Source organism: Kibdelosporangium philippinense (assembly GCF_021390435.2).
Classification (GTDB): domain Bacteria; phylum Actinomycetota; class Actinomycetes; order Mycobacteriales; family Pseudonocardiaceae; genus Kibdelosporangium; species Kibdelosporangium philippinense.
This window is the reverse complement of the sequence record NZ_JAJVCN010000002.1, coordinates 1,536,542-1,552,968: the sequence shown is the minus strand read 5'-3', so window position 1 is coordinate 1,552,968 and position 16,427 is coordinate 1,536,542. Positions and strand designations below refer to the sequence as shown.

18 protein-coding genes and 7 tRNA genes are annotated in these 16,427 nt (G+C 63.6%); 19 read left to right on the top strand and 6 right to left on the bottom strand.

The features are described from left to right. Positions 1-66 precede the first annotated feature (66 nt). From LWC34_RS26290 to LWC34_RS26265, 6 genes are all read left to right on the top strand, one after another. Positions 67-1,152, top strand: coding sequence for a sensor histidine kinase (locus LWC34_RS26290; protein ID WP_233727810.1), 1,086 nt, complete (start codon positions 67-69; stop codon positions 1,150-1,152). A gap of 273 nt (positions 1,153-1,425) precedes the next feature. Next, a complete protein-coding gene (locus LWC34_RS26285; protein WP_284051649.1) occupies positions 1,426-2,082 on the top strand; it encodes a response regulator in 657 nt (218 codons plus the stop codon). A 16-nt stretch (positions 2,083-2,098) separates the two neighbouring features. Then, the gene (locus LWC34_RS26280; RefSeq protein WP_233727808.1) at positions 2,099-2,677 is read left to right on the top strand and encodes a GNAT family N-acetyltransferase; all 579 of its coding nucleotides are present in this window, start codon (positions 2,099-2,101) and stop codon (positions 2,675-2,677) included. A 93-nt stretch (positions 2,678-2,770) separates the two neighbouring features. Next, a complete protein-coding gene (locus tag LWC34_RS26275; protein ID WP_284051648.1) occupies positions 2,771-3,493 on the top strand; it encodes a response regulator transcription factor in 723 nt (240 codons plus the stop codon). Next, a complete protein-coding gene (locus tag LWC34_RS26270) occupies positions 3,471-4,949 on the top strand; it encodes a sensor histidine kinase (RefSeq protein ID WP_233727807.1) in 1,479 nt (492 codons plus the stop codon). Before LWC34_RS26275 ends, LWC34_RS26270 begins: the two co-directional genes overlap by 23 nt. Before the next feature lie 35 nt (positions 4,950-4,984). Further along, complete coding sequence (locus LWC34_RS26265; protein ID WP_233727806.1) at positions 4,985-5,284, top strand: hypothetical protein; 300 nt, start codon at positions 4,985-4,987, stop codon at positions 5,282-5,284. Positions 5,285-5,418: 134 nt separating this feature from the next. On the opposite strand, the gene LWC34_RS26260 is transcribed toward LWC34_RS26265, so the two are convergent. Together LWC34_RS26260 and LWC34_RS26255 are read right to left on the bottom strand one after the other, a co-directional pair. Next, a complete protein-coding gene (locus LWC34_RS26260; protein WP_233727805.1) occupies positions 5,419-6,195 on the bottom strand; it encodes a class I SAM-dependent methyltransferase in 777 nt (258 codons plus the stop codon). Positions 6,196-6,218: 23 nt separating this feature from the next. Beyond that, positions 6,219-6,842 (bottom strand): HD domain-containing protein, encoded by a 624-nt coding sequence (locus LWC34_RS26255; RefSeq protein ID WP_233727804.1) that lies wholly within the window; start codon positions 6,840-6,842, stop codon positions 6,219-6,221. 98 nt (positions 6,843-6,940) lie between these two features. Between LWC34_RS26255 and LWC34_RS26250 the strand changes: the two genes are divergently transcribed. Continuing rightward, on the top strand, positions 6,941-8,722 hold the full coding sequence (locus tag LWC34_RS26250; protein WP_443667755.1) for a chitinase: 1,782 nt from the start codon (positions 6,941-6,943) through the stop codon (positions 8,720-8,722). A 35-nt stretch (positions 8,723-8,757) separates the two neighbouring features. After that, a complete protein-coding gene (locus LWC34_RS26245) occupies positions 8,758-9,372 on the top strand; it encodes a pentapeptide repeat-containing protein (protein ID WP_233727803.1) in 615 nt (204 codons plus the stop codon). Between the two features lie 54 nt (positions 9,373-9,426). Here the strand turns inward: LWC34_RS26245 and LWC34_RS26240 are convergent, their stop codons facing one another. Continuing rightward, on the bottom strand, positions 9,427-10,872 hold the full coding sequence (locus LWC34_RS26240) for a hypothetical protein (RefSeq protein WP_233727802.1): 1,446 nt from the start codon (positions 10,870-10,872) through the stop codon (positions 9,427-9,429). Positions 10,873-11,194: 322 nt separating this feature from the next. Here LWC34_RS26240 and LWC34_RS26235 point away from each other — a divergent pair. The 7 genes from LWC34_RS26235 to LWC34_RS26205 all read left to right on the top strand — a co-directional run bounded on the left by LWC34_RS26235 (position 11,195) and on the right by LWC34_RS26205 (position 12,079). Beyond that, a tRNA-Glu gene (locus LWC34_RS26235) sits at positions 11,195-11,266 on the top strand. Between the two features lie 19 nt (positions 11,267-11,285). Next, positions 11,286-11,357: transfer RNA gene (locus tag LWC34_RS26230), tRNA-Glu, on the top strand. 248 nt (positions 11,358-11,605) lie between these two features. Beyond that, positions 11,606-11,678 (top strand) — tRNA-Leu (locus LWC34_RS26225). 64 nt (positions 11,679-11,742) lie between these two features. Then, positions 11,743-11,814 (top strand) — tRNA-Gln (locus tag LWC34_RS26220). 19 nt (positions 11,815-11,833) lie between these two features. Beyond that, positions 11,834-11,920: transfer RNA gene (locus LWC34_RS26215), tRNA-Ser, on the top strand. 1 nt (position 11,921) lies between these two features. After that, positions 11,922-11,995: transfer RNA gene (locus LWC34_RS26210), tRNA-Lys, on the top strand. Between the two features lie 13 nt (positions 11,996-12,008). Next, positions 12,009-12,079, top strand: a tRNA-Cys gene (locus LWC34_RS26205). Between the two features lie 65 nt (positions 12,080-12,144). On the opposite strand, the gene LWC34_RS26200 is transcribed toward LWC34_RS26205, so the two are convergent. After that, positions 12,145-12,996, bottom strand: a complete 852-nt coding sequence (locus LWC34_RS26200; protein WP_233722595.1) for an IS5 family transposase — start codon at positions 12,994-12,996, stop codon at positions 12,145-12,147. Between the two features lie 37 nt (positions 12,997-13,033). Between LWC34_RS26200 and LWC34_RS26195 the strand changes: the two genes are divergently transcribed. Together LWC34_RS26195 and LWC34_RS26190 are read left to right on the top strand one after the other, a co-directional pair. Then, a complete protein-coding gene (locus LWC34_RS26195) occupies positions 13,034-13,549 on the top strand; it encodes an HAD domain-containing protein (RefSeq protein WP_233728887.1) in 516 nt (171 codons plus the stop codon). Positions 13,550-13,593: 44 nt separating this feature from the next. Next, positions 13,594-14,196, top strand: coding sequence for a VOC family protein (locus tag LWC34_RS26190; RefSeq protein WP_233727801.1), 603 nt, complete (start codon positions 13,594-13,596; stop codon positions 14,194-14,196). Here LWC34_RS26190 and LWC34_RS26185 read toward each other — a convergent pair. Next, complete coding sequence (locus LWC34_RS26185) at positions 14,180-14,590, bottom strand: nuclear transport factor 2 family protein (protein ID WP_233727800.1); 411 nt, start codon at positions 14,588-14,590, stop codon at positions 14,180-14,182. The genes LWC34_RS26190 and LWC34_RS26185 overlap by 17 nt on opposite strands. A gap of 76 nt (positions 14,591-14,666) precedes the next feature. On the opposite strand from LWC34_RS26185, the gene LWC34_RS26180 reads away from it, so the two are divergent. Beyond that, positions 14,667-15,122, top strand: coding sequence for a MarR family winged helix-turn-helix transcriptional regulator (locus LWC34_RS26180; RefSeq protein ID WP_233727799.1), 456 nt, complete (start codon positions 14,667-14,669; stop codon positions 15,120-15,122). Here the strand turns inward: LWC34_RS26180 and LWC34_RS26175 are convergent. Then, positions 15,097-15,537 carry a DUF7919 family protein gene (locus LWC34_RS26175; RefSeq protein WP_233727798.1) on the bottom strand — a complete coding sequence of 147 codons (441 nt, stop codon included), beginning with the start codon at positions 15,535-15,537 and terminating at the stop codon, positions 15,097-15,099. The two genes, LWC34_RS26180 and LWC34_RS26175, sit on opposite strands and share 26 nt — an antisense overlap. 140 nt (positions 15,538-15,677) lie before the next feature. On the opposite strand from LWC34_RS26175, the gene LWC34_RS26170 reads away from it, so the two are divergent. Then, positions 15,678-16,382: a chitinase gene (locus tag LWC34_RS26170; protein ID WP_233727797.1), complete on the top strand. Its 705-nt coding sequence runs from the start codon at positions 15,678-15,680 to the stop codon at positions 16,380-16,382. Positions 16,383-16,427 lie beyond the last annotated feature (45 nt).

Here is a 16,427-nt window from a genome sequence, read left to right as displayed (position 1 = left end):
TAGTAGGAGACAACCATGGACCGTGCTCCGATGTGAACACTGAATCAACCGCCTAATGTAGCGATCGTGGTAACTCGCCCATGGATAGCGGACACAGTCTGGGCGGTCGTACTGACCGTCCTGAGTGTGGCCTACGCGCTCCCGAACGTCACGGAGTGCCTGCTTGCGTTGCCCTTGTGCGCATCGCTGGCGATCCGCCGTACGTTCCCGGCAGCGGCACTGGCCGTGGCGACAGTGGCTGCCGCGGCGCAGGCATGGCTTTTGCCCCAACCAAGCATGTCAATCCTGGCCGTGCCGATCATGGTGTACAGCCTGCGCCGGTGGTCCGGCCGAACACTTGGCCTGATCGGCGTGGGCATCGCCGTCGTCGGAGCGTTGATAGCGCCAGTGTTGTGGCTGCCTGACCACAACGCCAAGGATATCGCCCAAACGGCTGGCGCCTACGCCTTGTTCATCCTGGCCGTCTACGGCGTGGGGCTGCGCGTGCGGGAGCGAGAAGAGGCCGCGCTGGCGTACGCCCGCGCACAGGCAGCTGAGGAACGCAGTGAGATAGCGCGAGAAGTGCACGACATCGTGGCGCACTCCTTGTCGCTGATCGCCGTGCAGGCCGAAGGCGGTCGGTCACTCGTGCGCCGAAGTCCTGATCGCGCACCGGAAATCCTCGATGTGATCGCGGACGAATCACGCAAGGCACTCAATGAGATCCGCGAGATGGTCACCCTACTCAGAAGCGGCAGCCTGCCCACGAACCAGGATGGCCCGGCCGGGATCCGTGAACTGGTCGGCCGCGTCGGCGACCGCGCGAAGCTGACTGTTACCGGCGACATCAACCCGGCGTTGGGTTTCACGATGTACCGGGTTGTCCAGGAGGCGTTGACCAATTTCCTGCGCCATGCGGGGCCGCAGGCAACGGTGGATGTCCGGGTGGCAGCGGATACGGTCAACACTGAGATTGTCGTGCGGGATAACGGAAGCGGCACAGCGGCTACTTCGGATGGCAAGGGGCATGGCCTGGACACGATGCGCGAACGTGTTGAGGCTCATGGCGGCAGCCTGACCGCGGGACCATTAACTGATGGAGGCTATGAGGTTCATGCCGTGATTCCGCTCGGCGCTTCGAGAGAGGCTTCATCTGGATCGACCGTGCGCTGAAGGCTCACCGCACTGCGTGTCCACCGTTCCAACACACCATGTTCGCCTTTGCGTGCGTCGAATGCTCGATGCCGATAGCCTTTCAGTTTCCCCACAGCGGGCACCCGTTCACCGGGCATCTCGGTGTGCCGGAACGTGGAACACGGTGTGCTGCAATGGTGGACACGGCGTGGGGCTGGTTGATTGCGGGGTGGGTCACTTCGAGTGCGGCGGTAGCTGGTTCACGCCAACTGGTAGCGCAGGGAACCCCTCTTTGCTTGGAGCCGTGATCGGATGAGCTTGTCCGTCTTTCTTGTTGATGACCAGCGGCTTATTCGGACTGGGTTTCAGATGATGATCGAGTCCGATCCTGAGCTTCGTGTTGTTGGTGAGGCTGCTGACGGTTCCGCCGCTGTCGAGGCGTTGAAGTCCACCGATGCTGACGTCGTCCTGATGGATATTCGGATGCCGGTCATGGACGGGGTTGCGGCCACGGCCGAGCTCACGCGGCTTGGGCATCGTGCCCGGGTGCTCATCCTCACCACGTTTGACCTGGATGAGTACGTTTTCGCCGCGTTGAAGGCCGGGGCTGCCGGGTTCCTCCTCAAGGATGCTCGGCAGGAGGAGTTGCTCTCGGCCATCCACGCTGTGGCAGACGGTGGGTCCGTTGTCGCGCCGACAGCCACGCGGCGGCTGTTGGGCCACGTTCTCGACTCGCTTCCTGGTCGGACCGCCGATCCTCGGATCAAGACGCTGACTGGGCGTGAAGTCGATGTGCTGCAACAGATCGCCACTGGCGCCAACAACAAGGAGATCGCCGACCGGCTTCGTATGGCTGATGGCACCGTCAAAACTCACATCGGCAGCTTGCTGTCCAAACTCGACTGCCGGGACCGGGTTGGCCTCGTGCTCTTCGCGTTCGAATCTGGGTTGGCAAAGCTTGGTTCGTAGCGATGTGATCGTCTCCATGACTTCTATCTGGGTCGGTACGAAGGTTCGGCTTCGGGGTATCGAGCCCGAGGACTGGGAAGCGTTCCAGCGGTTCGACGAGAACTCTGCCGACATGCGGTCCGCCGACTTGATGTATCCGCCTCGGTCGGCTGCGGGGTATCGGCAGTGGGCCGAGGAGCAGTCGGCGCGTCAGCCTGCGGACGACGAGTTCATGCTGGCCATCGAGGCCATTGACGGGGTGCTCGTCGGGTCTGTGTCGCTGCCGAACTCTGACCGGGTGGCTGGGCGGTTCGACTACGGCGTGAGCATCGGACACGAGTACAAGCGGCGTGGCTACGCCAGTGAAGCGATCATCCTGGTGCTGGCTTACATGTTCGGTGAGCGTCGGTATCACAAGTGCGAGGTCAGCATTCTCGCCGTCAACGAGCCTTCGATACTCCTTCACCAGAACCTCGGGTTCGTCCATGAAGGACGGCGGCGTGACCATGTCTTCTTCGCTGGTCGGCACCAGGATGTCGTGCTGATGGGCATTACCGCAGCCGAATTCTGGGATCGCCACGGTGAGCGGACGCCTCAGGTCGTCACACCTCGGTAGCGGCGAGTACTTGCCGTTGGCCCGGTGAGTCCACAGCTGATACACAGGTACGGCACAGCCTGGGCTTAACCGCGGACCGGAGAGTGTGCAGCCATGACACCCGGCCCTGACCTGCGACGAGCCGACGGAAATCCGATCCGTGCCCTCGTTGTCGACGACGAGTTAGCCCTCGCCGAGCTGATCACCATCGCGCTGCGATTCGAGGGATGGGAGACCAACTGCGCCACCGACGGCCTGAGTGCGGTCAAGCTCGCCAAGGAATTCCGGCCTGACGTGGTCGTCCTCGACATCATGCTGCCTGACCTCGACGGCCTTGAGGTGCTGCGCAGGCTGCGCGCTGAGGAGCCGAACCTGCCGGTGCTTTTCCTGACCGCCAAGGATGCTGTCGAGGACCGGATCGCTGGATTGACCGCGGGTGGCGATGACTACGTCACCAAGCCGTTCAGCTTGGAGGAGGTTGTTCTACGACTTCGGGCTCTGCTTCGTCGGACCAGGGTCGTAGCCGCTGAGGATGGATCTACTCTCACGGTCGGGGATCTCACCCTCGATGAGGACAGCCGGGAGGTTGTCCGTGGCGGCGACTTCATCGAGTTGACCGCTACCGAGTTCGAGTTGCTGCGCTTCCTCATGCGCAATCCGAAGCGGGTGCTGAGCAAGGCCCAGATTCTCGATCGGGTGTGGAACTACGACTTCGGTGGCCAGGCCAATGTGGTCGAGCTCTATATTTCCTACTTACGCAAGAAGATCGACGCCGGGCGCAGGCTAATGATTCACACCATGCGGGGCGCCGGCTATGTCCTCAAGCCAGCGAACTAAACGGCGCTGGACGCTGCGGGCACGGCTGCTCGCCCAGCTCATCGGCCTGCTCGCGGTCATGTCCGCGATGATCGGCGTGATCACCGAAGTCGCGCTCAGCGAATTCCTGGTCGCGCGGCTGGACCAGCAGTTACAAGACGCCCACAACCGGGCGGTGTACGAACTCGATTCCCCGCCTGATCACGGTGATAAGGGGTCATACGACGCCAAGCCGCCCAGCCCGGAGACACTGCTCGTCGAGGGCCAGGGGAACGGCACGTTCGGCGCGCTGATCTACCGCGGCGACGTGTTGGCGCGGGTCGTCAGGGCAGACGGCACGCACGTGGTGGACGTGCCCGAGGAAACGATCAACGACGTGCCGCTCGATCGGACGCCGGAAACGTGCAGTCTGGGCCCTGAGCTCGGGCAATACCGGATGACGGCCAGCCGCACACGTGGTGGCGACGTTATGGTCATGGGCCTGCCCATGACGGGCGTGAACTCCACGCTCATGCGGCTCGGCTGGATCATGGGCGGGGTGGCGCTCACCGGGGTGGCGCTGGCTGGTGCGGTCGGCGCTTTGATCGTGCGACGCACGTTGCGGCCGCTCAACCGGGTCGCCGCGACCGCTGGCCGAGTCTCGGAAATGAAGCTTGACCAGGGCGAAGTCGCATTGTCCGAGCGGGTGCCGGATGACGACACCGATCCGCGGAGCGAGGTCGGCAAGGTCGGGCACGCTCTCAACCGGATGCTCGAACACATCTCCGCGGCTCTGGCCGCACGTCAAGCCAGCGAAACGCGGGTTCGCAAGTTCGTCGCGGATGCCAGTCACGAGCTGCGCACACCCCTCGCGGCGATCCGTGGTTACGCCGAACTGGCCAGGCGCAGCGGCGATGATGTGCCGCCAGCCATCGCGCACGCGATGAGTCGGGTTGAATCCGAGTCAGCGCGGATGACCACGCTCGTCGAGGACTTGCTTCTGTTGGCGCGCTTGGATTCTGGCCGACCAGCCGTGCATCAGCCGGTGGATCTGTCCCGGGTGGTCACGGATGCTGTCGCCGACGCGCATGTCGCTGGGCGCGACCATCACTGGGTTCTCGATGCCCCAGGCGTTCCGGTGACCGTGATGGGCGACAGTGGGCAGCTGCACCAGGTGATCACGAACCTGTTGAGCAACGCAAGAACGCACACTCCCCCTGGCACGACGGTGACCACCAAACTTTCCACTGAGGACAACCATGTGGTGATCACGGTCGCTGACGACGGCCCGGGAATTCCCGCTGAGCTTCAACCTGAGGTATTCGAGAGGTTTGCTCGTGGCGATAGCTCACGGTCCCGTGCCGCCGGAAGCACTGGATTGGGCCTGGCGATTGTCTCCGCGGTGGTTGGCTCGCACGGTGGCGAAATCTCGCTAAGCAGTCAACCCGGACGAACCGTATTCACTATCCGGCTGACCAAACCATTACAGGATCGATAGGTTCTTCACAGGAATCGTGCGTACGTTGGATTCGTATGAGCACCTACAACGCGACGAGCGGCCGCCGCACTGCCGCGAGTCTGGTGAACCTTGCCGGTAGCGCACTGGCTGTGCTGCTGATCGCGCACATTGTGTTCGTGCTGTTCAACGCCAATTTCAGCAACGGGTTGGTGAGTTGGGTCGCACAGTGGTCCGAGGTGGTCGGGCTGTGGTTCGTGAACCTGTTCGACACCGGGAACACGACGTTCACGATCATCCTCAACTTCGGCTTGGCTGCGGTGTTCTGGCTGGTTGTGACGGGGATTGTGGCCAGAGTGCTGCGGAGTGTCGGCTAAGCCGACGACGGATGGCGGATGAGCCAATGGCAGCTGAGCCGACGGCAAGTGACGGATGGCCGATGGCGGCCGAGCGGTGGCCGGTAAGCGGATGGCGGATTTAGCAGTGGCGGCGGAAGCGCAGCGGGCTGAGTTCAGCCGCGGCAGATGATTTCGCCGTGCAGGAGGCTGAACCAGCCGTCTGCCAAGTCCGCCCATTCGCGCCAGCCGTCGGATATCCGCTGCAAGTCTGACCGGGTGGCATAGCCGTATGCTTCTGCCTGCTCGGCAATCGCGGTCTGCAGAATGCGGTCTGCCCACATTCCACCCCACCATGAGCGTTCTTCGGGTGTGGCATAGCACCACACCGAGGCGCTTGCGGCGACGTCGGTGAATCCCGCCGCGCGTGCCCATGCGAACAAGCGTCGGCCCGCGTCGGGTTCACCGCCGTTTCGATACGCCACTTTCTTGTACAGTGCGAGCCAGTCGTCCAACGCGGGCACTGCTGGGTACCAGGCGAATGCTGTGTAATCGGAATCTCTCGCGGCCACAATGCCTTTGCTTACCCGGCGCATTTCTCTTAACGCGGCGATCGGGTCGTGCAGGTGCTGCAGGACCTGGTGTGCGTGCACCACGTCAAACGTTTTGTCCGCGTAGGGCAACGTGAACACATCGGCGACTTCGAACCGTACGTTCGGCTTCTGCACATGATCTTGGGCCAGGGCAAGGGCTTCTGCCACAGGTTCGATCGCTGTCACCGTGGCGACGAGGTCCGCGAAGTCCGCGGTGATCGTCCCCGGGCCGCAGCCTACGTCCAAAAGGGACATTTCAGAGTTCAGGTAGGGCAGCAGATACGCCGCCGAGTTCGCCACCGTTCGGGTCCGGTGGGACCGCAGTACGGCCTCATGGTGTCCGTGGGTGTACCTGGGCATACTGACTACGCTAGCGTCAATTCCTAAGATTTGGGAGAATCTTCTCGCAATGTGGACAGCTCGCGCCGTAGATTCTCTCGTGCGAGCGCGTCCCACCGAGAAATTGCTTGGGGCGTACGGAAAAGGTCCGCACGGTCAAGCAAGCTCCGCAGAACCTTCGATCGGCCCTGACGCCACGAAGACTCCGACACCGCCGAGTACTCAGCACGGACAGCGACGGCATAAGCGTCGTACACCTCCGGCGCGGATCCGAGGATGGAAAGGTCTGCGTCCAAGAGCACGTGCGCGAGCGGATCATCCGACTGGTGCCCCAGAGTCGCGAGCACGAGCGAAGCGACCTGTTCGACGTGGTGCGCGGCCACTCCCGAGGACGACAGTTGTGTACGCGCCCAAGCGGCGCTGGCGCGTTCGTCGTCGCCGGGGCGCGCGTCGTAGATGACGTCGTGCGCGCAGATCGCCAACGTCAGGATCGCCCACTCTCGCGAGGTGACATCAGCGATTTCCCGAGCCGCACGCAGGACCGCGAGAACGTGAGAAGTGTTGTGATACAAGCGATGCGGCTCTTCGTAACGCCGTGTCAAGTCCGCAGCGGCGTCGTTCGGGGTACCGCCCAACACCAGGACAGCCTGGTTCCACTGTTCTTCCACGGCTTCAGGCTAGTCCGCGATTTGGTCTAGACAACCTGGTCATCAGGTTCGCACAATGTGGTCGGTGGCACCCTGCCTCGCCACCCATGGAGGATGCAATGTCGCGTTCCGCCGTGCGGAGGTTATCCGCGCTGTTCACCGCGTTCGCCCTGATCGTCTCGGCCATGGTGGCAGGCGCGGCGCCTGCCGGAGCGGCCAATCTGCTCACCAACCCCGGATTCGAAGCCGGTTCGACGTCCGGCTGGACGTGCCAGAACGGCACCGTTGTCTCGAGCCCTGTGCGCACCGGCAGCCACGCGCTCGCGTCGACCGCGACCGGGCAGGACATCGGCAGGTGCTCGCAGACTGTCTCGGTCGTGCCCAACACGACGTACGCCGTGTCAGCGTGGGTCCGCGGAAACCCTGTCTACCTGGGCATCACTGGTGGAGTGTCGACTTGGACGGCCGCCACCAACTACGCCGAGCTGAAGCTGAGCTTCACCACCGGCGCCAGCCAGACCTCAGCCGAGCTGTACCTGCACGGTTGGTACGGCGCGGGCACGTTCAACGCCGACGACATCAGCCTGGACGGCCCTGGCGGCGGTACCCCGGGAGCCCCTGGTACGCCTGGGAATCCGACCGTCGGCGCGGTCACGAACTCCTCGATCGCCCTGTCCTGGGGCGCCGCGGCCGGGACCGTGACTGGTTACCGCGTGTACGAAGGAAGTGTCGTGAGAGCGACGGTCACGGGCACGTCGACCACGATCACCGGCCTCGCGGTGTGCTCGACACACAGCTACTCGGTGGCCGCGTACAACACCGCAGGCGAATCGGCCAAGACCGCACAGGTTTCCGGCACCACAACGGGTTGCCCGAACGTCGGCCTGCCTAAGCACGCGCTGATCGGCTATCTGCACGCGAGTTTCGCCAACGGTTCCGGGTATCTGCGGATGGCCGATGTGCCGGACGCGTGGGACATCGTCAACCTGGCGTTCGGCGAGCCGACTTCGGTCACGTCCGGTGACATCCGGTTCCGGCAGTGCCCGGTCGCGGAGTGCCCGAACGTCGAGTCCGAGGCCGACTTCATCGCCGGAATCCGTGCCAAGCAGGCCAAGGGCAAGAAGGTCCTGATCTCGATCGGCGGCCAGAACGGCCAGGTCCAGCTGACTTCGACCGGCGCGCGGGACGCGTTCGTCAACTCGGTCAGCGCGATCATCGACAAGTACGGCCTTGACGGGCTTGACATCGACTTCGAGGGCCACTCGCTGTACCTGAACGCCGGTGACACGGACTTCCGCAACCCGACCACGCCGGTGATCGTCAACCTGATCTCCGCACTGCGGACGCTGAAGAACAGGTACGGCTCGCGGTTCGTGCTGACGATGGCGCCCGAGACGTTCTTCGTACAGGTTGGCTACCAGTTCTACGGTGGCGCGGGCGGTGGCGACAACCGCACGGGTTCATACCTTCCGGTGATTCACGCGATGCGTGACGCACTGACCGTGCTGCACGTCCAGGACTACAACTCCGGTCCGGTGATGGGCCTTGACAACCAGTACCACAACATGGGCGGCGCGGACTTCCACATCGCGATGACCGACATGATCAAGGCCGGTTTCACCGTGGCACGCACCGGGCACACGTTCCCCGGCCTGCGTGAGGACCAGATCGCGTTCGGTGTTCCCGCCGCGGTCAGTGCCGGAAACGGTTACACCGCACCAGCTCAAGTGCAGGCAGCAGTGAACTGCTTGGCACGTAACCAAGGTTGTGGCGGCTACACGTTGCGGGGCGGCGCGTCGCCGGCGTTCCGCGGGCTGATGACGTGGTCGATCAACTGGGACCGTTACTACAACTGGGAATTCCAGAACAGCCACGAGCCGTTCCTGAACTCGCTGCCGTAGATAGCATCATGGGGGCGGCCGATAAGGTCGCCCCCATGAGTAGTCGCGCGAATCTGGCAGAGCACGATTTCGAGAACGACGTCGCGTACCGCGCGCTGGACTACACCGGGCTCGACCTGACCGGCCGGACGGCCGAGTCGATGGAGATCGACCAGTGCACGTTCACCGACACCCGGCTGGCCGCGGTGACCATGGTCAAGTCCATGTTCACCGAGTCGACGTTCGACAACTGCGATCTGGCGAACATCAACGCCCGCGCCACTTCCCTGATCGACAGCACGCTCACCGACAGCAGGCTGACGGGCTCGAAGTGGGCCGAGTGCGTGTTCCGGAGCACGACGTTCACAGAATGCCGGATCGATCTGACCAGCTTCCGGTTCGCGACCTTCAAGGCAACTGTGTTCCGGGACTGCAACCTGCGGGAAGCGGATTTTCAGAACGCCGACCTGCGGCGGATCCGGTTCGAGTCGTGTGACCTGCAAGGCGCCCAGTTCGCGAACGCGCAGCTGGACGGGACCAAGTTCACCAACTGCAACCTGCTCGGCATTGGCGGGGTGACCAGCCTCCGAGGCGCCGTTGTGGACAGCGACGACCTCGGAAGCCTGGCCTACAGCCTCGCCTCGGCCCTGGGCATCAGAATCAGCAGCTAGATCCTCGTGAGTGGTTAGCAGGGTTAGAACACGGCTAACCACTCACGAGGGGTTTCAGCAGAGGGTGATCACGACCGCGCTGCCTGCCTTCAGGTTCAGGTTGAGTGACCCGCCGCGCACGCGGACGTTGTCCGGGCGCGCCTTGAGCTGACCACGACGGTCCACAGTGGAGCCCTGGACCGCGGTGGCCTCCTCGGCCAGGTTGGCGCCGGTCATGGTCACCACCTCGGCGTTACGGACCCGGTTGCCCACCTTGATGTCGAGCTTGACCGGTGCGGCGGTGGTGTCTTCCTTCTGCACCACGGCAATGCGGGTGCGGCCGTCGTCACCCTTCACGGCGTACGCGGTGATGTTGCGGTCGGTGGTCAGCTGCAGCGGCAGGAACTTGCCCGCACCCATCTGACGCGCCATCCACAGGCCGTAGTAGATCGGCATGGCCTTGTAGACCTGCGCGAGCTCGTCTTCCTTGCTGGCCGCGCAGAACGGGGTGTAGCGCTGGAAGCGTCCGTTCCAGATCGGCTCGTTGCACACGCCGAGGCCGCCGTGGACGTTGATGCCGTCAACGCCGCCTTGGGCCAGTTGCAGCGCGTAGTCCATGCTCCACAGGGCCGAGGCGTACTTGTTGCTGACGCCGTCGATGCCGCCGCTGTAGGTCGAGTTGGCCTCGTCGACCCGAAAGAGCAGGCCCTGCTCCTTGGCTGCGGCCAGGTTCGTCTGCAGAGAGTTGAGCTGGTTGGTGCGCAGCTCCGGCGAGAGCAGCGTCGGGATGGTCGTCGTGGCGCCAGCGGGGTATTGGTGGACCGTCAGCATCGAAAGCTTGTCGCGCTCGTCGCGGGCGAGGTTCGCGGCCCACGAGGAGGACGTGCCCGCGGTGTCCGGCCCGGCGAGACGCTTGCCGCCAACGGCTTCCGCGCAGACCGCCCAGTCCTTGCGGTAGTCGGCGTAGGCGTAGCCCTGTGGCTTGTAGCCGCGCAGCGCCCACTGGTCGGGCTCGTTGCCACACTCGGCACCGATCAGGCGGTCGCCCAGGATCTTGGTCAGTTCCTTGGCCTGGTCCGGCCCGAGCACCGGGTCCCAGCGGCCGACGTTGATACCGACTTCGGTCTTCCAGCCAGTGGCCTTGAGCAGCCGGTTGAGGCGTTCGATGTCGGCGGGCGTCAGCGTGTTCGCGACCCACTCGGGCAGCGGGTTCGGTGGCTGCTGGCCGCGCGGGACCCAGAGCGTGTCACGGTCGAGCGTGTTGCCCGCGAGGCGGATGTTGCTGTCCCGGCCGAGCGTCTTGAACATCTGCAGCACGTTGCCCTTGCTGATGTCCAGGTTGCCGATGCCGAGCTCACGGATCTCGAACGACAGGCCGACGAAGTCTCCTCGCAGCCGCCCGGCCGGGTTCGCGCTGTCGATGGTGATGCTCGCCGTCGAGTCGGTCGCTAACGCGGGTTGGCCGGTCCCGACCATGGTCAACGCGACGGCCGCACATACGGCCGCCCTGAACTTGCGCATACCGGTCTCCTCGGATGTGAAGCGTGAAACCGGCGGCGCGCCCTCTCGGACGGTCGATGGGACCCTACGTGGTCCAGACCACGGAAGCAAGATCGCCGGAAAATAGCGTTGACGGCAATACCCGCCATGCGTCATAGTTTTAAACATCAAACGCGAATCGAGCTTGGAAGGACAGTCATGGTCATCAGCCTGAAGTGTCAATCATCCAAGCTCGAACTGGAGCGCTGTCGGCTCTCGCCATGACCTGACTGGTCAGCACACGAGAGCCGCCCGCCGGAATGACCGGCAAGGGCGGCTTTCTTTATTCGGGCTGCCCAGAAATGGCCGATTCGGCTAACGGTTAGGCCGCCATGCTTTCACCATGGAAGCCCGGGTTCGACTCCCGGATCGGCTGCTGCGTTCTTCACAGCTAAGGCGCGTTGGTCCAGCGGTATGGATATCGGTCTCTCACACCGATGACACGGGTTCGAATCCCGTACGCGTCACGATGCGGTTCTAGTGGTGTGTCTCGGAATGTTGCTGGGTTTATTCGGCGGATCCAGGTTTTCGCTGGGCGTGCCGGACGAAGGTGCCTGTACCGGGTGTACCGGCGCCTTTGGCCGGTGCGTCCAGCGGGAAGCTGGGCCGTCGAGAAACCCGGCGAACGTTTCGAGACGCGCCACTCGCCCAACTGGCAGAGGCACCAGGCCGAGATCCTGTCCAGTGGGGGTTCGACTCCCCCGGACCGCACCACACCTCTGTAGCCCAACGGGAGAGGCAGCGCGCTCAGAACGCGTCAAGTGCAGGTTCGAATCCTGCCAGGGGTACGCAGTAAAGGTCGTGAGTGTTTTCGCCGGTTAGAACCGGCGAAAACACTCACGAGGGGTTCGGTCCCGGTTGGTGCAATTGGCAGCACAACGGACTTTGGATCCGTTGATCCAGGTTCGAACCCTGGACCGGGAGCGTAGTAGGAGAGAAAAAGGGAGGATTGGCCGAGCCTGGTAAGGCAGCCGTCTCGAAAACGGTAGTCGGTGTGACAGCCGCGCAGGTTCGAATCCTGCATCCTCCGCGGGTCGTTAGCTCAATTGGTCAGAGCAGCTGCCTCTTAAGCAGCGGGTTCGGGGTTCGAGTCCCTGACGGCCCACGTTTTATTTTTCGGCCCACGTCACGACGGTCGTGGAATGGTTTGCAAAACCATTGATTCCGGGTTCGACTCCCGGGTGGGTCTCGTTTGCCATAAGGAGCCCTGCCATGTCCCGAGGATTGTTGCTCTTAGAGGGCATCTGATCTTAGTTAGGCAAGAATGTCTGCTTTGGGTGGATCGTTTCGCCAGGTTTGGGTGGATTCCCCGGTCAGGGTGCGGCTCATTATGTTAGTCATCGCCCAGTGGACCATCGTGCGCGACCGCTGGGGCAGGGCTTCGTAGTCGCGCGCGAGTCGGCGGTGTTGCATCAGCCAGCCCAGACTGCGCTCCACTACCCACCGCCGGGGCAACACGTGGAATCCCTTGGCAGAAGGGCGTTTGACGACCTCAACCCGGATACCCCGCTGGGCTCCATGACGGATGACTGTGTTGTTGTAGCCACCGTCCACCCATGCCGCCGACACGGTCGGATGCGCAGCGGCGAGATGATCGAGAACCTGTTGCCCGCCAGCGGAATCCTGCACCGACGCCGCGGTCACGATTACCGCCAGCAGCAGGCCGAGCACATCGGTGGCGATGTGCCGTTTGCGGCCCTTGATCTTCTTGCCCGCGTCGATACCCTGACTGGATTCGCTGACATTGCAGGAGGTTTTCACGCTCTGCGAGTCGATGATCGCCGCCGTCGGGGCAGCAGCGCGGCCTTTCGCGACGCGGACTTGGTCACGCAACAGGTCATGCAGCGTTTCCGTTGTGCCATCGGCTTCCCACTTGGCGTAGTAGTCATAAACCGTCTTGCAGGGCGGGAAGTCGTGCGGCAGATACTCCCAGGCGATCCCGGTCCGGCACACGTACAGGATCGCGTTCACGATCTCCCGCAAGTCATGCACGCGCATCACGGTTCCCGGCCCACGCCGGGCAGCACGCCACGCCGTCAGCGTTGGCTCGATCAACGCCCAGCGAGCATCGGACAAGTCGCTGCGGTACGCACGCCGGGACCCCACAAGTTGATCAAGGTATCAGCCGTCACCCGACACAGACATATCGCCCCAACCAAGATCAGATGCCCTCTTAGACGTCGACGGCCCACTCAACCCCTTCGCCGCGAAGGCCCACCGCAGGCCGCCGGGCTACGAAACCTTCCGTCAGACCAAGAGCGGAGGCTGGTACACCAGCAAGCGCAAGGGCCTGCGGGTTTGGCTCAACCCACGGCACGGTGTCCTGTTGCGAGCACTTGCCGAGGAAACCGGCCTGACCCTGGTGTGGGCGACGAGCTGGCAGCACGAGGCCAACGACTACATCGGCCCCGTGCTCGGCCTGCCGCCCTTGCCGGTCATCGAGTTCACCGTCCGACGTGACTGGAAGTGGCCCGCTGTCTCGGATTACGCGGCCGGTCGCCCGCTCGCGTGGTTCGACGACCAGTTCAACCGCGGACAGCAGAACTTCGAGGCGGAACGGGACGGCACGCCGACCCTGCTGTGTCACGTCGATCCCGCGTCTGGCTTGCGGGACAAGCACTTCCAGGAAGTGCGCGCGTGGGCCAAGCGCTTGCCGTAACCGCCTGATGCGCCGCCCACGCGTACGTTGCGGACGGTCGCGGAGTGCGGAAAGTTGATCTCGGTCCCTTCGCCGAAGAAGGGGCCGAGATCACTGGAAAGGCAGATCCCATGCGATACCCAGAGGGGAGCGTGTGCTGGATCGACCTTGGCACGCCCAATCCGGCAGCGACGCAAGCGTTCTACTCGGCACTGTTCGGCTGGACCATCACCGAGTCGGACTCCAGCGGGTATTGGTTGTGCACACTGCACGGCAAAGCGCTCGGTAGCGCCGCCGTCGCGCTTGACCCCGTGGGCGCACCGGTGTCTCTCTGGCAACCCGGCCGCCACATCGGCATGGATCTTGTCGGCGAATTCGGCACGTTCGCTGGCGTCAGTCTGCTTACCGACGATGTCAGCGGCGCAGCCGACTTCCACCAGTCGGCCCTGCACTGGACGACGGATTTCGTCGCTCGCATCGGCCCACCACCTGGGATGCCCACAACGCAGCGGTCGCTCTGGTTGGTCGAATTCGCCAGCGACAGCCCAGAGTCTGATGCTGAGCGCGCCCAGCAACTCGGTGCCGCCTACGTCAGTGGCTCAACCGGACGCGTGATCTTGCGTGATCCCACAGGAGCGCTGTTCGCGCTCACTAAGCAACAACCGTGACCGGCGGCCCGTCTATCCAGGCGGGCACGACTTCGCCTTCGCTGATCCGCCAGCCCATCGACGTTCGCACGGCCGTGTAGGCCAGTCGCAAGCCGCTTCTGCGGTGGGGCGGCTGGCCTGCACGGTAGAAGAAAACGAGCTGGTTCGCCGACATCGACGCCTGATCACCCTCGACATCGACCACGACATCGGTGGTGATGTGCTGCGTGCGTTCGTCCTCAACGTGCGCCCGCTGCAAAAAGCTGATCAGGTCGGCGATACCGCGCACCTCGCCTCCTCGCGGTGAGCGAATGACTGCGTCGTCGGCGAAAACGGTTGCCGCGTCCTCGTACCTGGCCTCGTCAAGCAGGTGTGCGAGCCGGGCGAGCAGTCCGGCGATCTCCACACGGTCCATGAGTCCCCCTTTTTTCGTTGGTGGCGCCAACCATACCGTTATTCGTTGGCCTTGCCAACAATGTAGAGTGCTTGCCGTGGAAGAGACTCCCGCGCGCCTTGCCGCGAAGCCGAGCTGGTTGATCAACCAGTTGGCAGTGCACGCGCATCGGTTGGCGTCCGACGGTTTCGCCAAAGAGGGCGCGCGCGGCTACCACTACCGGATCCTTGCCGCGCTTGACGAGTTCGGTGCCGCAAGCCAGGCCGTGCTCGGCCGTCGGTGCAATATGGACCGCAGCGATGTGGCCTCGGCCGTGAACGAGCTGGGCGAGCAGGGTGTCATCGAGCGGACGACCGACCCCGAAGATCGGCGCCGCAACATCGTGACCCTCACCAAAGCAGGCGAACGACAGCTGCGACGCCTGGACCGGGCGCTGGACAAGGTGCAGGACGAGCTACTTGGCCCGTTGCCCACTGAGGACAGGCAAACCTTCACTGCCCTGCTGACCACACTGTTCACGTACCACGCTATGCGACAGCACAGACCGGACTGAGCACCGCCTCGACAAACTCCTTCGGCGGGCGGTATCGGTGGGCGAAGATGTAGTGGATGATCAACATTGGTGCGGCGTAACGGATTCCGGACGCACCGACGACATGGATCTCGCCTGTGCCGCGATAGCGCGAGCAGAATTCGCAGAAGTGGAATCCGCGCAACTTGTTACGAGGCCGCGTGCCTAGTTTGAGCAACGCGTCGACGAGCTGGGCGGGCACCGGTCCGCGCGGGAAGTACGCACCCGGCTCCAGCCATCCGACGTTGAGCATCGGCTGGTCGGCCACGGTGTACCGATATGGCGAGAGATCCGGGTAGTAGGTCACTTCCTTGCCCTGCGCGCGTTGGGGAAGCTTGGCGGGAGCTCGGTGACTGGGGTGACCGAGCTCCCTGGGTACATATCCTGCCAACCGCACATTTCATATCCCTGTCATGACGTTGACAGCACGGCCGGACACCTCCAATGACAGGGGGTTGACTGGTATAGACCACTCGCGGTTTAGTGATGGGCACAAGGCACTCCGCATCCTTCCCCCTGCATACAAAGGAGCCAGCAGTGTCGCTACTTCGTCGTGCCCTCACGGCCTTCACCGTGGTCGCGTCCACCGCGATAGTCGTCCCTGCCGCGCCTAGCTCCGCCGCCACTTTCATCGTCACCCAGGCGCAGTTCAACCAGATGTTCCCGAGCCGGAACAGCTTCTATACATACTCCGGGCTCACCCAGGCGATGGACTCGTTCACCACCTTCGCCAACTCCGGCAGCACCACCATCAAGAAGCAGGAAGCAGCCGCGTTCCTCGCCAACGTGCACCACGAGACCGGCGGTCTCGTGCACATCAGGGAGCAGAACCAGGCGAACTACCCGCACTACTGCGACCGCAGCCAGCCATATGGCTGCCCGGCAGGTCAAGCCGCTTACTACGGCCGCGGCCCGATCCAGCTGAGCTGGAACTTCAACTACAAGGCCGCGGGCGACTACCTGCGGATCAACCTGCTCAACGACCCGTACCAGGTCGAGCGCAACGCCGCGACCTCGTGGAAGACCGCGCTCTGGTACTGGATGACCCAGCGTGGCCCCGGCACGATGACCCCGCACAGCGCGATGGTCAACAGCCGCGGCTTCGGTGAGACCATCCGCAGCATCAACGGCAGCCTCGAGTGCAACGGCGGCAACCCCGCACAGGTGCAGAGCCGGGTCAACAAGTACCGGCAGTTCACCGGGATCCTCGGGGTGGCAACCGGGAGCAACCTGAGCTGCTGATGTCGTTTTCACGCGTCCTCGTTCGTCGTATCAGTAGACGAAGGA

Excerpts from the sequence above, each read along its gene's own strand:
- LWC34_RS26260 (WP_233727805.1), bottom strand. The coding sequence starts at position 6,195 with ATGCCCAGGTACACCCACGGACACCATGAGGCCGTACTGCGGTCCCAC.
- LWC34_RS26240 (WP_233727802.1), bottom strand. The coding sequence starts at position 10,872 with ATGCGCAAGTTCAGGGCGGCCGTATGTGCGGCCGTCGCGTTGACCATG.
- LWC34_RS26270 (WP_233727807.1), top strand. The coding sequence starts at position 3,471 with ATGTCCTCAAGCCAGCGAACTAAACGGCGCTGGACGCTGCGGGCACGG.
- LWC34_RS26280 (WP_233727808.1), top strand. The coding sequence starts at position 2,099 with ATGACTTCTATCTGGGTCGGTACGAAGGTTCGGCTTCGGGGTATCGAG.
- LWC34_RS26245 (WP_233727803.1), top strand. The coding sequence starts at position 8,758 with ATGAGTAGTCGCGCGAATCTGGCAGAGCACGATTTCGAGAACGACGTC.
- LWC34_RS26275 (WP_284051648.1), top strand. The coding sequence starts at position 2,771 with ATGACACCCGGCCCTGACCTGCGACGAGCCGACGGAAATCCGATCCGT.
- LWC34_RS26265 (WP_233727806.1), top strand. The coding sequence starts at position 4,985 with ATGAGCACCTACAACGCGACGAGCGGCCGCCGCACTGCCGCGAGTCTG.
- LWC34_RS26185 (WP_233727800.1), bottom strand. The coding sequence starts at position 14,590 with ATGGACCGTGTGGAGATCGCCGGACTGCTCGCCCGGCTCGCACACCTG.
- LWC34_RS26285 (WP_284051649.1), top strand. The coding sequence starts at position 1,426 with ATGAGCTTGTCCGTCTTTCTTGTTGATGACCAGCGGCTTATTCGGACT.
- LWC34_RS26250 (WP_443667755.1), top strand. The coding sequence starts at position 6,941 with ATGTCGCGTTCCGCCGTGCGGAGGTTATCCGCGCTGTTCACCGCGTTC.